We start from the raw sequence: 13,112 nt of genomic DNA, 5'->3' as shown, positions 1-13,112 counted from the left end.
GCCGGCCCGCTCAGGCGGCCGGCACGGAATCGCCTGCCGGCGCCGATGCGGCCGGAATCAGGAAATGCTCGCGGTAGTACTTCAGCTCGTCGATCGACTCGTGGATGTCGGCGAGCGCGGTGTGCATCGCCCGCTTCTGGAAACCTTTGTAGATGGCCGGCTGCCAGCGGCGGCACAGCTCCTTGAGCGTGCTGACGTCGAGGTTGCGGTAGTGGAAGAACCGCTCGAATTCCGGCATCCAGCGCGCCATGAAGCGGCGGTCCTGGCAAATCGAGTTGCCGCACATCGGCGACTTGCCCGGGGACACGTACTGCGCGAGGAACGCCTGCAGTTGCGCGGCGGCTTCCGCCTCGGTCACGGTCGACGCGCGCACGCGGTCGATCAGCCCCGAGCGGCCGTGCGTCGACTTGTTCCAGTCGTCCATCTTCGCGAGCGTCTCGTCGCTCTGGTGAATCGCGAACACCGGGCCCTCGACGGCGACGTCGAGCGTGGAATTGGTCACGACGACCGCGATCTCGATGATGCGGTCGTTATCCGGGTCGAGGCCCGTCATCTCCATGTCGAGCCAGACGAGGTTCAACTCGTTGCGCACGAGCGCGGGCTGGCTGGCGGAAGCGGCGGTATCGGTCATGATTCATCCTGGAAAATAGCGAACCGGGCGCGCCGACGCGGCGCCGCCCGGGCGGTCGGCATCGCATCAGCGGGGCCGGTCCGCAAGAACATATAATTCTCGCATAGAACCCTTTGGCGCCTTCGATGTCACCCCTTTCGTTCACCCTGCTGTTCGCGACCGCCGTACTCGCGATGGTCGTCACCAAGCTGTGGCTCGCGTCGCGGCAGATCCGCTTCGTCGCCGCGCACCGCAACGGCGTGCCCGCGCAGTTCAGCGCCACCATCCCGCTGACCGCCCACCAGCGCGCGGCCGATTACACCGTCGAGCGCACCCGGCTGACGATGCTCGAGATCGTCGTCAGCGCGGCCGTGCTGGTCGGCCTCACGCTGCTCGGCGGCGTCGGCGCGCTCGACACGCTGCTGACCGGCTGGCTCGGCCGCGGCTACGGGCAGCAGGTCGCGCTGGTCGCCGCGGTGCTCGCGATCACGGGCGTGATCGACGTGCCGTTCGAGTATTACCGCCAGTTCGGGATCGAGCAGCGCTTCGGCTTCAACCGGATGACGAAGCGGCTGTTCTTCACCGACATGCTGAAAAACACGTTGCTCGGCGCCGTGCTCGGCCTGCCGCTGCTGTTCGTCGTGCTGTGGCTGATGAACCAGGCCGGCAACCTGTGGTGGCTGTGGACCTGGGTCGTCTGGGTCGCGTTCCAGATGCTCGTGCTGCTGATCTACCCGACCTTCATCGCGCCGCTGTTCAACAAGTTCGAGCCGCTGAAGGACGACGCGCTGCGCGCGCGCATCGAGTCGCTGATGAAGCGCTGCGGCTTCGCGGCCAAGGGGCTGTTCGTGATGGACGGCAGCCGCCGCTCCGCGCACGGCAACGCGTACTTCACGGGCTTCGGCGCATCGAAGCGGATCGTGTTCTTCGACACGCTGCTCGCGCGCCTGTCCGGCCAGGAGATCGAAGCCGTGCTCGCGCACGAGCTCGGCCACTTCAAGCGCCGCCACGTGATGAAGCGGATGCTCGTGTCGTTCGTGCTGAGCCTCGTGCTGCTCGCGCTGCTCGGCTGGCTCGCGCAACGCACGTGGTTCTACACGGGGCTCGGCGTCACGCCGTCGCTCGACACCAGCAACGCGGGCGCCGCGCTCATCCTGTTCTTCCTCGCGATTCCGGTGTTCCTGTTCTTCGCGACGCCGTTCAGCAGCCTCACGTCGCGCAAGCACGAATTCGAGGCCGACGCGTTCGCGGCCAGCCAGACCGACGCGCAGGATCTCGTCAGCGCGCTCGTGAAGCTCTATGAGGACAACGCGTCGACGCTGACGCCCGACCCCGTCTACACGGCCTTCTACTACTCGCATCCGCCCGCGTCGCAGCGGATCGACCGCCTGCTGCAGCACGCATGAGCCGGCCGACCTCCCGCCAGCCGGCCCCGCGCACATCCGGCGCGCAGCGGGCCGAAGGCCGCGTGATCGCGGCGCACGGCCGCCACTACATCGTCGCGCCCGATGACGGCGGCCCGATGCTGCAATGCTTCCCACGCGGCAAGAAGAGCGACATCGCGGTCGGCGACCGCGTCGCGTACGAGCTCGCATCGGCCGACCAGGGCGTGATCGTGGAGATCGGCGAACGGCGCAACCTGCTGTACCGCTCCGACCAGTTCAAGTCGAAGCTGTTCGCGGCGAACCTCGACCAGTTGCTGATCGTGCTCGCGACCGAGCCCTATTTCAGCGAGGATCTGCTCGGCCGCGCGCTGATCGCGGCCGAGGCGAACGAGCTGAAGCCGCTCGTCGTGCTGAACAAGATCGACGTCCAAGCCGCGCTGCCGGTGGCGCGCGAGCGTCTCGCGCCGTACCGCGCGCTCGGCTACGACGTGCTCGAGCTGTCGGTGAAAGGCGCGCCGGACGACGCGCGCGCGCAGTTGATGCCGCATCTCGCCGGGCATTCGACGATCCTGCTCGGCCAGTCCGGGATGGGCAAGTCGACGCTCGTGAACCTGCTCGTGCCCGATGCCGAAGCCGCGACCCGCGAGATTTCGGCCGCGCTCAACAGCGGCCGTCACACGACCACGTTCACACGCCTGTACCCGCTGGAAGGCGGCGGTGCGCTGATCGATTCGCCGGGATTCCAGGAATTCGGCCTCTACCACCTGACCGAAGGCCGCCTCGAGCGCGCGTTTCCGGAATTCCGTCCGCTGCTCGCGGACTGCCGTTTCTATAATTGTCATCATCTGCACGAGCCCGGCTGCGCGATCCTCGACGCCGTCGCCGACGGCCGCATCGCGCCGTCCCGGCACGCGCTGTACGCGCAGCTCGTGCATGAGGCGAGCCAGATCGTCCGCTGACCGCTCGACGTGTGCGACGGCCGGCCGGCGCCAGCCGGGCCGGCCTTCATCGACAGGAGCCGCGATGCGTTTCAAGGCACCCGACCTCGCGACCGCACAGCATTGGGCCAACGTGCTCCAGGTGGCCGGCATCGGTTGTGAGCTGCACAACTGCTATGCGACCGGCGCGCTCGGCGGCCTGCCCGTCGATGCGTGCACGCCCGAACTGTGGCTCGACGACGAACGCGACGACGCGCTCGCCCGTCGGCTCCTCGATGCCGCGTCGCACGGCCCGTCGGCCGGCGCGGCACCCTGGCGCTGCCGGCAGTGCGGCGAAGCGCTGGAAGCGCAATTCACCGCGTGCTGGCAATGCGGCGCCGTGCGCGACCCGCTCGACGACTGAACGCACTGCCCCGACGCACAGCGAAAAGGCCGGCATCGAGCCGGCCTTCTCATTTTGGCGAGCGCTGGGCTAGCGCATCACTCACGATACCCACACGGCCAGCGTCAGCATCAACAGCAGGATCATCCACAGGATCACCGCGCGCCACACGAGGCCAACCGCCGACTGCAGCGTGCGCGGCGTGCAATCGTCACCGACCGTCAACGGACCGCTGTCGCCGACCGCCAGCGCATCGAGGCTCGACGGTTCCGCGAGCGGCCCCGCGAGACGCGCGCCGAGCGCGCCGCTGCCCGCGGCCAGCAATACGCCGTCGTTCGGGTCGGGCCACTGGCGCGTATGGTTGCGCCACGCATAGATCGCATCCTCGAAGTTACCGACGATCGCGAAGCCGAGCGCCGTCAGGCGCGACGGAATCCAGTCGATCACGAAGAATGCGCGCTGCGCGAACGTCGAGAACGCGGCCGTGCGGTCGTCGCCCGGCGTCGACCAGCTGCGCGCGAGGTATTCGGAAATCCGGTACAGCACGGCGCCGGCCGGGCCGATCGGCAGCACGTACCAGAAGAACACGCCGAACACGTGCCGATGCGACGCGACGACCGCGTGGATCAGCGTATGGCGGACGATTTCGCCGACCGGCATGTCGACCGTGTCGATGCCCGTCCACTCGTGCAGGATTTCGCGCGCACGCGGCACGTCGTCGTTGTTGAGCGCGAGATGGATATCGGTGAAGTAGTGGCTGAACTGGCGGAAGCCGAGCGTGAAATACACGACGGCGACGTTCCACAGGAACGCGAGCACGAAGCTCACCTTGTACAGCAGGAAATAGATCAGCGCGACGATCAGCACCCACGGCAGCACGACCGCGAGCCAGGCGAGGAGCCCATGCTTCTGCTTGCCGGCGTCGAGGCCATGCGCGACGGTTTCCGCATGAAACTGGAACAGTGCGAACACCGGATTGCTCGGCGACAACGCGCGGACCTGTTCGATGATGAGAGCGAGGAGAACCGAAAAGAAAGTCATGCGTGGCGCCGTCTTCGGAGTTATGTCATTTTTTGCATAACGATAGCACAGCGTCAGCCGCGCATGGCTGCCGGCGCGGTCGCCGGGCAGCCGCTCGCGCGCGCCGGCCGGCGCGCCCGCCTAACCGGCCGCCAAGAAGCGATACAGATTGCGAAACATGGCGGCAGTTGCGCCCCAGATGAAGTAATGCCCGTCCGGTTCGTCGTTCGGGTAAGGCATGGCAAAAAAACGACGCTCGCCGCCTTCCCACCGGAACACGCGGATCTGATGGTTCGCGGGATTCATCACGAACGCGAGCGGCACTTCGAAAATCTCGGCGACTTCGAACGTGTCGGCCTGCACGGTGAACGGCGGATGCACGAGGCCGACGACCGGCGTCACGCAGAAACCCGTGCCGGTCAGGTAGTCGGGCAGCGCGCCGAGAATCTCGACGCGTTCGGCGGCCAGCCCGATCTCTTCTTTCGCCTCGCGCAACGCGGTGGCGGTCGCGTCGTGGTCGAACGGCTCGCGACGGCCGCCGGGAAAGCTGATCTGTCCGGCGTGGTCGTTCAGGTGATCGGCGCGTTGCGTCAGCAGCACGGTGAGGCCCGACTCGCGGACGATGAGCGGCACGAGGACGGCCGCGCTACGCGGATCGACGCCTTCCTGCAGCCGCGCTTCGCCGGGTTCGACGCTCCACTCGAGCGTGCGCGCGAAGCGTTCTCGCAGGCCGGACGGCGTCATTAGCCTGGAATCGATGACGGGCAGGCCGGCGCCGGTGCCTTCGACCGGCAATACTTCGGGATCGATGATGGGGCGGCGATTCAATGGGGCTCTCGGGTTCGTGTCGTATCGAGCATATTGTCGCGCCAGAATGAAAAAAGCACCCGGTTGGGTGCTTTTTCCTTACAGCTCTTACTCTTGGGCAGCTGCTGCGGCGCGATCCTTCGACACCAGCTTTTCCTTGATACGAGCCGACTTGCCCGAACGCTCGCGCAGGTAGTACAGCTTCGCACGACGCACATCACCGCGACGCTTCACGACGATGCTTGCCAGCAGCGGCGAGTACGTCTGGAACGTACGCTCGACGCCTTCGCCCGACGAGATCTTGCGGACGATGAAGTTCGAGTTCAGACCACGATTGCGAATCGCGATCACGACGCCTTCGTAAGCCTGAACGCGCTTGCGGTTACCTTCAACCACGTTCACGTTCACGATCACCGTGTCGCCCGGGGCGAAATCGGGGATGGTCTTGCCGGCGAGCGCGCGCTCGATCTCTTCCTGCTCAAGTTTTGCGATCAGATTCATTACTGACTCCTTATGCCATCGTGTCGGCGTTCACACCCGCCTGCTTCCAGGCCTGGCCCCGATAGAGGATGGATTCACATCAGGCGCCGCACACGCATGTACGGCACCGCCAATTCCCGCTCGCGCAGCCGCCTCAGGAGGCGTCCTTCGCTTCGCGTGCGAGGTTCGCGAGCCACGCCTCGTCGGCCCGGCTCAGCAACTTCTCGCGGCGCGCCCGGACGATCAGGTCCGGCCGCTTCCGCAACGTATTCCTCAATGCTTCCTGGCGCCGCCACTTCTCGATCTCGGCATGATGCCCGCCGAGCAGCACGTCCGGCACGCGCACGCCGTCGTATTCCTCGGGGCGCGTGTAGTGCGGACAATCGAGCAGGCCGTCCGCGAAGCTGTCCTGCACGGCCGACAGCGAATCGTTCAGCACGCCGGGCAGCAACCGCACGACCGCATCCATCATCGCCATCGCCGGCAATTCGCCGCCCGACAGCACGAAATCGCCGAGGCTGATTTCCTCGTCGACGCAACGGTCGAGCAGGCGCTGGTCGATCGCCTCATAGCGACCGCACAGCACGACGACGCCGGGTTCCTGCGCCATCCGCACCGCCCGATCGTGCGTGAGCGGCGCGCCTTGCGGCGACATCATCACGACGCGCGTGCTCGCGATGCCCTGCTCCGCCTGCGCCGCTTTCGCGGCGTCGATCGCGGCTTCGAGCGGCCTGGCCAGCATCACCATGCCCGGACCGCCGCCGTACGGACGATCGTCGACCGTGCGGTAGTTGTCCGTCGTGAAGTCACGCGGGTTCCAGGTGCGCAGCCCGAAGCGCCCCTGCTTCACGGCCCGGCTGGTGATTCCCCAGTCGGTCAGTGCACGGAACATCTCGGGAAAGAGCGTGACGACGTCGAACTGCACCGCGCTCTCGGTAACCTGGTTCATTTCAGTAATCGGCTTCCCAGTCGACGACGATGCGACGCGCCGCCTGATCCACCGTTTTGACGTAGACGCCGACGAACGGAATCAATCGCTCGTCGGTGGTCGGCTGACCGTCTTTACCGGTTGCCGGATACTCGACACGCATGATCGAATGCACGCCGTTGTCGATCATCCCGCTCACCTTCCCGAGCGCCACCGATTGCTCGTTGACGACCTCGAGACCGATCAGGTCGACCCAATAGAATTCGTCCGCGGCCAGTGCCGGGAAATCTTCCCGTCGCACGAACACGCGAAAGCCGCGCATGGACAGCGCGGCATCGCGGTCGCTGACGCCCGCGGGTTGCGCAACGACAGTATCGCTGTGCGTCTTCGACTGCATGATGCGGACGGAAAGCCGCTCCGCACCGCGTTCCAGCCACCAGCGACGCGCGTTGAGCAGCGCGTCGCCGCCGCGACCGGCATCGGCATGCGTCGCCACCTTGACCCAGCCCTTCAGGCCGTAGGCGTCGACCACCGCCCCGACCTCGACGGCATCGTCGGGCCAGGCTTGCGTCGCGTCGGGACTGCCTGGTTCGGCAGCCTGACCGGCGTTCGCGACCGCGTCGCGCTCGACCGGCTTGCGGACGAATGCGCCGAATGACGCACGCCCGCGCCTTGCATTACCGGAATCGTGACCCGCCATCAATGCACCTCACAGCCGGCACGACCGGCACACCGTGCCATTAGGCAGCCGGTTGCGCCTTTTGCGCTTCCTTCACCAGACGCTGGACGGTCGGCGACAGTTGCGCGCCAACGCCTTGCCAGTACGTCAGGCGATCCTGAGCGATACGCAGCGATTCGCCCTTCGTGGCGACCGGGTTGTAGAAGCCGACGCGTTCGATGAAGCGGCCGTCACGACGGTTGCGCGAATCGGTAGCAACGATGTTGTAGAACGGGCGCTTCTTCGAGCCGCCACGAGCCAGACGGATGATAACCATATGATGTCCTTCGGGAAAACCGGGTTCGAAACTACTGAAACACGCGATTATAGCCGGAAACCAGAGGTACAACAAACACTTACGCGTAAAAATCCGCGGACGGCCCGTCCGCCGGGCATACAATCGTCGTGTCCAGGATGCTACCGACCGTCATGCCGCCTCTTCGCGCCGCCCCGATGCGCCGCGTGCAGCACCTGTTCGCGGCGCTGCTTGTCGGCCTCGCCTGCCTCGCGTCGGCCCCGGCATTTGCCGCGCCGCTGCCGGTGAACGAACTCGTCGTGCCGCCCGGCTTCCATGTGGACGTGCTGACCGACGCCGTCCCGGCCGCACGGGAAATGGCGTGGTCGCCGCGCGGCATCCTGTATGTCGGCACGCGGGACGGCCGCGTCCACGCACTGGTGATGCACGAGGGCCGGATCAGCGCACGCTACGTGATCGCGTCCGGGCTCGACATGCCCGTCGGGGTGGCCTACCTCGACGGCGCCCTTTATATATCCGCCGTGTCGCGCATCCTGCGCGTCGATCATATCGACGAGCGGCTCGCGAAACCGCCCGCGCCCGTCGTCGTGACCGACGCACTGCCGACCGATCACCATCACGGCTGGAAATTCATCGCGTTCGGCCCCGACGGCAAGCTGTACGTGCCGATCGGCGCACCGTGCAACGTCTGCCTCGCCGATCGCAGCCGCTACGCGATCATCGCGCGGATGAACGCCGACGGCAGCGGGCGTGAAGTGGTCGCGCGCGGCATACGCAACACGGTCGGCTTTGCATGGCACCCGGATTCGGGCGAGCTCTGGTTCACCGACAACGGGCGCGACCTGATGGGCGACGACGTACCGGACGACAAGCTGAACCGCGCGCCGCGCGCCGGCCTCGACTTCGGTTTTCCATACTGCCACGGCGGCGATACGCCCGACCCCCAATTCGGCAGCGCCGACGCGTGCCGACGTTATGTGCCGCCGGTCCTGAAACTCGGTGCGCACGTCGCGGCGCTCGGGATGCGCTTCTACACCGGGCCGATGTTTCCGGCGTCGTATCGCAATAACGTCTTCATTGCCGAACACGGCTCGTGGAACCGCCGCACGAAGGTCGGCTACCGCGTGATGCGCGTGGTCGTCTCGGCGGACGGCAGCCATGCTCGTCAAACGCCGTTCGTCACGGGCTGGCTGCGGCCCGACGGCACGGCATGGGGACGCCCGGCCGATGTATTGCCGCTGCCGGACGGTTCGCTGCTCGTCAGCGACGATTACGCGGGCGCGATCTACCGCGTGACGTATGCGGCACCCTGACGCACGCGAGGGGTGACCGGCCCCGACCGGGCATCGTAGAATGCGTGCCGGGCCGCGCGCCCGCGCCGGCCTGCCGGCCCCGCCCATGCCAACGACACTACGCCGCCATCCATGTCCAGCAGCACCGCATCGCCCCGCCGCTTCCGCTCCAAGACGCTCACCGCCGCCCTCGCGTTCCTGCTCGGGTCGATCGGCGCGCATCGCTTCTATCTGTACGGCTTTCGCGACGTATACGGTTGGGCCCATCTGCTCGCGACGATCATCGGCATCCCGGGCGTCCTGCTGCTTGCCGCCACCCAGCGCAGCGCCGGCCTCGGCTGGTGGCTCGCGGTGCCCGGTGCAATCTCGCTGCTGGCGGCGTTCCTCGCCGCACTCGTCTACGGGCTGCGCCCCGATGAAAAATGGGATGCGCAATTCAACGCCGACACCGGCAAGCAGAGCCAGTCGGGCTGGACCGTGATCTTCGTCGTGATCTTCTCGCTGCTGATCGGCGCGTTCCTGTTGATGACCGCACTCGCGCTGTCGTTCCAGACGTACTTCGAATCGCAGGTTGAAGCGGCCAAGCAGATTTCGCAGTAAGCACGACCAATACGGTCGATACGGCCCACCGGCGACTGCGTTGCTCGCCGGTCAGAACAGGTTCAACTGCATGTCGTCGCGCGATTTCGCGCCAGCTGCACGAACCGCGACGCGCGGCGCCGGCGCCCCGGCGGCAGGCGCACCGCGGAACCGCGACAGATCGAGGATGCCGTTCGTGCGTTCGTTCAACCCGAGCCGCTTGACGGCCTGACGGAAGCGCTGCCGCAGCAGGTCGGCCCAGATCCCCTCGCCCTTCATCCGTTTCGAGAAATCCGAGTCGTAATCCTTGCCGCCGCGCATGTCGCGCACGCGATTCATCACGCGCTCCGCGCGATCGGGAAAATGCGCGGCAAGCCACTGCTTGAACAGCGGCGCGACCTCCCACGGCAACCTCAGGACGATGTAGCTCGCATGCGTCGCACCGGCTTCCGCGCAGGCCTCCAGCACGTGCTCCATGTCGGGCTCGGTCACGAACGGAATCACCGGTGCAATGCTCACGCCGACCGGCACGCCCGCATCGCGCAGCGCACGGATCGTGCGCAACCGCCGCGCCGGCGTGGCCGCGCGCGGCTCGAGCGTGCGCGCCAGTTCGGCATCGAGCGTCGTGATCGTGACCGCCGCCATCACCTGCCCGCGTTCGGCCATCGGCGCGAGCAGGTCGAGATCGCGCTCGATCAGCGACGACTTCGTGATCGCCGCGAACGGCAGCCCGCGGTCGTGCATCACCTGGATCACGCTACGCGTGATGCGCAGGTCGCGCTCGACCGGCTGGTACGCGTCGGTGTTGACGCCGAGCGCGATCGGCTCCGGCACGTAGCGCTTGCGCGAAATCTCGCGCTCGAGCAGTTCGGCTGCATTGACCTTCGCGTAGATGCGGCTTTCGAAATCGAGCCCCGGCGACAGCCCGAGGTAGCTGTGCGTCGGCCGCGCGAAGCAATAGATACAGCCGTGCTCGCAGCCGCGATACGGATTGAGCGACACGCTGAACGGAATATCGGGCGACTGGTTGCGCGTCAGGATGCTCTTCGCCCGCTCCTCGAAGACCTGCGTGCGCAGCGGCGCGGGGAAATCGGCATCGTCGGACGCGTGCGTCCAGCCGTCGTCCACCGCTTCGCGCTGCGCGATTTCATACCGCCCCTGCAGGTTGTCGACCGCGCCGCGCCCCTTGCGGGGCACGGGCGGCGCTACCGGAAATTCGTTGTCGGACCGATCGTCCATGTGCCCACCCATTCGCCTGCGCCCAATACTGTACGTTTATACAGTATTGGGCGCAGCATGCCAAGAGCGGGATAAAGGGCCGGACGACGAACCGCCGGCGCGTCACTCGCCGACGGCGATCGTCAGCGTTTCCTTGATTTCCTCCATCACGACATAGCTCTTCGACTGCACGGCGCCGGGCAACTGCAGCAGGATGTCGCCGAGCAGTTTCCGGTAGTCGGCCATCTCGCCGATCCGCGCCTTGATCAGGTAGTCGAAATCGCCGGAGACGAGATGGCATTCGAGCACCTCGTCGATCTTCATCACTTCCCGGCGGAATTGCTCGAACATGTTGCCGCCCTTGTGGCCGAGCGTGATCTCGACGAATACCAGCAGCGCGGCATCCAGCTGATGCGGGTCGACCCGCGCGTGATAGCCGGTGATCACGCCGTCGCGCTCCATGCGCCGCACGCGCTCGATGCACGGCGTGACGGTCAATCCGACCTGTTCCGCGAGGTCTTTCATCGCCATCCGGCCGTCGTCCTGGAGCAGTTTCAGGATGCGTCGGTCGAGCTTGTCGAGCGAGCGTACGGGCTGACGTTGCGTTCTCATTTGTTTATGCTGAAAACCAGAAAAATACAATAACAAAAACTGCAGATTCGACAATACCATAGCGCAAAAAACTAGATCAGCTAGAGGTTACACGGAGCCGCAGGTGCGCCCGGCCTCGACCTGGTTCTTTCCATCTGGAGCAGCTATGCGAGTCGTCATTCTGGGCAGCGGTGTCGTGGGCGTGGCAAGCGCGTATTACCTTGCGCGCGCCGGTCATGAGGTCACGGTGATCGACCGGGAAGCGGGGCCGGCGCTGGAAACGAGCTTCGCGAACGCAGGCCAGATCTCGCCCGGCTATGCGGCGCCGTGGGCCGCGCCCGGCGTCCCGCTGAAGGCCGTCAAATGGATGTTCGAAAAACATGCGCCGCTCGCGATCCGCCTCGACGGCACGCGCTTCCAGCTCCAGTGGATGGTTCAGATGCTGCGCAACTGCACGGCCGAGCGCTATGCAGTCAACAAGGGCCGCATGGTCCGTCTCGCCGAATACAGCCGCGACTGCCTGCAGGCGCTGCGCGCCGATACCGGCATCGAATACGAAGGCCGCACGGGTGGCACGCTGCAACTGTTCCGCACGCAGCAGCAACTCGACGGCGCGGCGAAGGACATCGCCGTGCTGCAGGAAGCGAACGTGCCGTTCGAACTGCTGTCGCCGGCCGAACTGAAGCATGCCGAACCGGCGCTCGCCGCCGTCTCGCACAAGCTGACGGGCGGCCTGCGCCTGCCGGGCGACGAAACCGGCGATTGCCAGCTGTTCACGACGCGCCTCGCCGCGCTCGCCGAATCGCTCGGCGTCAAGTTCCGCTACAACACGCCGATCGATGCGCTCGCGATCGCGGGCGGCAAGATCGCCGGCGTGCAGTGCGGCAGCGAGACGGTGCGTGCCGACGCGTACGTCGTCGCGCTCGGCTCGTACTCGACCCGCTTCATCTCCCACCTGATGAAGATTCCCGTCTATCCGCTCAAGGGCTATTCGATCACCGCGCCGATCGTCAACGAAGCCGCGGCGCCGGTGTCGACCGTGCTCGACGAGACCTACAAGATCGCGATCACGCGCTTCGACCAGCGCATCCGCGTCGGCGGCATGGCGGAAATCGTCGGCTTCGACAAGACGCTGCGCGCGGCGCGCCGCGAAACGCTCGAGATGTGCGTGAACGACCTGTTCCCGGGCGGCGGCGACACGTCGAAGGCCACGTTCTGGACGGGCCTGCGCCCGATGACGCCGGACGGCACGCCGATCGTCGGCCGCACGCCGGTGTCGAACCTGTTCCTGAACACCGGCCACGGCACGCTCGGCTGGACGATGTCGTGCGGCTCGGGCCAACTGCTCGCGGACCTGATCTCGGGCAAGATGCCTGCGATCCAGGCCGACGACCTGTCGGTGCATCGTTACCTGAAGGACGTGCCCGGCCAGACGCGCCCGGCCTACGCGTAAACCGGAACGGCCCGCTGCGATGCGGGCCGATTGCATCAACGAGAAAGGCGCCCGAGGGCGCTTTTCTCGTTTTGGCGACTGCGACTCGACTGCGAGTGGCCACTCGGCACGACGCTTCAGTCGACGCGCGCATGCACGCGTCGTCCGTTGAACGAATCGGCGTTACCCGCCGTGCCTGCGCGACGATATGTTCGGCGCGGCACGGTACGAGCGCGAATCGTCCGGACGAGCGATATCCGCTCCTCATTCAACGACCACACAACGAAAAAAGGGGCGCTCGTCGCGCCCCTCTTCTCGTGTGCTTACCGCTGAAGCGTCACGCCGCGTCAGCCGAGCTCGCTCACGAGCTCCGGCACGAGCGAGAACAGATCGCCGACAAGGCCGTAGTCGGCCACGCTGAAGATCGGTGCTTCGGGATCCTTGTTGATCGCGACGATCACCTTCGAATCCTTCAT

General features: G+C 66.3%; 15 protein-coding genes and 1 pseudogene. 6 read left to right on the top strand and 10 right to left on the bottom strand.

The annotated features are described in order from the left end of the window. Positions 1 to 10 precede the first annotated feature (10 nt). Positions 11 to 631 carry an oligoribonuclease gene (gene orn, locus J8I35_RS31970; protein ID WP_050011510.1) on the bottom strand — a complete coding sequence of 207 codons (621 nt, stop codon included), beginning with the start codon at positions 629 to 631 and terminating at the stop codon, positions 11 to 13. 125 nt (positions 632 to 756) lie between these two features. Between orn and J8I35_RS31965 the strand changes: the two genes are divergently transcribed. The 3 genes from J8I35_RS31965 to J8I35_RS31955 all read left to right on the top strand — a co-directional run bounded on the left by J8I35_RS31965 (position 757) and on the right by J8I35_RS31955 (position 3,336). Then, entirely contained in the window at positions 757 to 2,016 is a 1,260-nt protein-coding gene (locus tag J8I35_RS31965) for a M48 family metallopeptidase (RefSeq protein WP_209928985.1), read from the top strand. After that, positions 2,013 to 2,954, top strand: coding sequence for a ribosome small subunit-dependent GTPase A (rsgA, locus tag J8I35_RS31960; RefSeq protein ID WP_209928983.1), 942 nt, complete (start codon positions 2,013 to 2,015; stop codon positions 2,952 to 2,954). Before J8I35_RS31965 ends, rsgA begins: the two co-directional genes overlap by 4 nt. 64 nt (positions 2,955 to 3,018) lie before the next feature. Beyond that, entirely contained in the window at positions 3,019 to 3,336 is a 318-nt protein-coding gene (locus J8I35_RS31955) for a DUF2007 domain-containing protein (protein WP_209928981.1), read from the top strand. A gap of 81 nt (positions 3,337 to 3,417) precedes the next feature. On the opposite strand, the gene J8I35_RS31950 is transcribed toward J8I35_RS31955, so the two are convergent. The 6 genes from J8I35_RS31950 to rpsP form a co-directional block, all read right to left on the bottom strand. Then, positions 3,418 to 4,356 carry a CobD/CbiB family protein gene (locus tag J8I35_RS31950; protein WP_050011514.1) on the bottom strand — a complete coding sequence of 313 codons (939 nt, stop codon included), beginning with the start codon at positions 4,354 to 4,356 and terminating at the stop codon, positions 3,418 to 3,420. A gap of 120 nt (positions 4,357 to 4,476) precedes the next feature. Next, positions 4,477 to 5,163 (bottom strand): CoA pyrophosphatase, encoded by a 687-nt coding sequence (locus tag J8I35_RS31945; protein ID WP_089488263.1) that lies wholly within the window; start codon positions 5,161 to 5,163, stop codon positions 4,477 to 4,479. Between the two features lie 87 nt (positions 5,164 to 5,250). Beyond that, on the bottom strand, positions 5,251 to 5,643 hold the full coding sequence (gene rplS / locus J8I35_RS31940) for a 50S ribosomal protein L19 (protein ID WP_209928979.1): 393 nt from the start codon (positions 5,641 to 5,643) through the stop codon (positions 5,251 to 5,253). A gap of 133 nt (positions 5,644 to 5,776) precedes the next feature. Next, entirely contained in the window at positions 5,777 to 6,571 is a 795-nt protein-coding gene (gene trmD / locus J8I35_RS31935) for a tRNA (guanosine(37)-N1)-methyltransferase TrmD (RefSeq protein ID WP_006476548.1), read from the bottom strand. Between the two features lies 1 nt (position 6,572). Then, positions 6,573 to 7,250: a ribosome maturation factor RimM gene (gene rimM / locus J8I35_RS31930; protein ID WP_124557542.1), complete on the bottom strand. Its 678-nt coding sequence runs from the start codon at positions 7,248 to 7,250 to the stop codon at positions 6,573 to 6,575. A gap of 40 nt (positions 7,251 to 7,290) precedes the next feature. Next, positions 7,291 to 7,545: a 30S ribosomal protein S16 gene (gene rpsP, locus J8I35_RS31925; RefSeq protein WP_006476550.1), complete on the bottom strand. Its 255-nt coding sequence runs from the start codon at positions 7,543 to 7,545 to the stop codon at positions 7,291 to 7,293. A 152-nt stretch (positions 7,546 to 7,697) separates the two neighbouring features. Here rpsP and J8I35_RS31920 point away from each other — a divergent pair, with 152 nt between their 5' ends. Beyond that, a complete protein-coding gene (locus tag J8I35_RS31920) occupies positions 7,698 to 8,837 on the top strand; it encodes a PQQ-dependent sugar dehydrogenase (protein ID WP_209928977.1) in 1,140 nt (379 codons plus the stop codon). A gap of 111 nt (positions 8,838 to 8,948) precedes the next feature. After that, the gene (locus J8I35_RS31915; RefSeq protein WP_209928972.1) at positions 8,949 to 9,416 is read left to right on the top strand and encodes a TM2 domain-containing protein; all 468 of its coding nucleotides are present in this window, start codon (positions 8,949 to 8,951) and stop codon (positions 9,414 to 9,416) included. A 51-nt stretch (positions 9,417 to 9,467) separates the two neighbouring features. Here the strand turns inward: J8I35_RS31915 and J8I35_RS31910 are convergent, their stop codons facing one another. Together J8I35_RS31910 and J8I35_RS31905 are read right to left on the bottom strand one after the other, a co-directional pair. Continuing rightward, complete coding sequence (locus tag J8I35_RS31910) at positions 9,468 to 10,646, bottom strand: PA0069 family radical SAM protein (protein ID WP_124557544.1); 1,179 nt, start codon at positions 10,644 to 10,646, stop codon at positions 9,468 to 9,470. 90 nt (positions 10,647 to 10,736) lie between these two features. Then, positions 10,737 to 11,225, bottom strand: coding sequence for an Lrp/AsnC ligand binding domain-containing protein (locus tag J8I35_RS31905; protein ID WP_124456069.1), 489 nt, complete (start codon positions 11,223 to 11,225; stop codon positions 10,737 to 10,739). Positions 11,226 to 11,370: 145 nt separating this feature from the next. Here J8I35_RS31905 and J8I35_RS31900 point away from each other — a divergent pair, with 145 nt between their 5' ends. Next, the gene (locus J8I35_RS31900; RefSeq protein WP_050011527.1) at positions 11,371 to 12,657 is read left to right on the top strand and encodes a D-amino acid dehydrogenase; all 1,287 of its coding nucleotides are present in this window, start codon (positions 11,371 to 11,373) and stop codon (positions 12,655 to 12,657) included. 326 nt (positions 12,658 to 12,983) lie between these two features. Here J8I35_RS31900 and J8I35_RS31895 read toward each other — a convergent pair. Continuing rightward, positions 12,984 to 13,112: pseudogene (locus J8I35_RS31895) on the bottom strand (electron transfer flavoprotein subunit alpha/FixB family protein); the annotation flags it as partial.

The organism is Burkholderia sp. CpTa8-5 (assembly GCF_017815045.1).
Lineage (GTDB): Bacteria > Pseudomonadota > Gammaproteobacteria > Burkholderiales > Burkholderiaceae > Burkholderia > Burkholderia sola.
The sequence above is the reverse complement of the archived record's forward strand: the minus strand, read 5'-3'. Positions and strand labels throughout refer to the sequence as shown.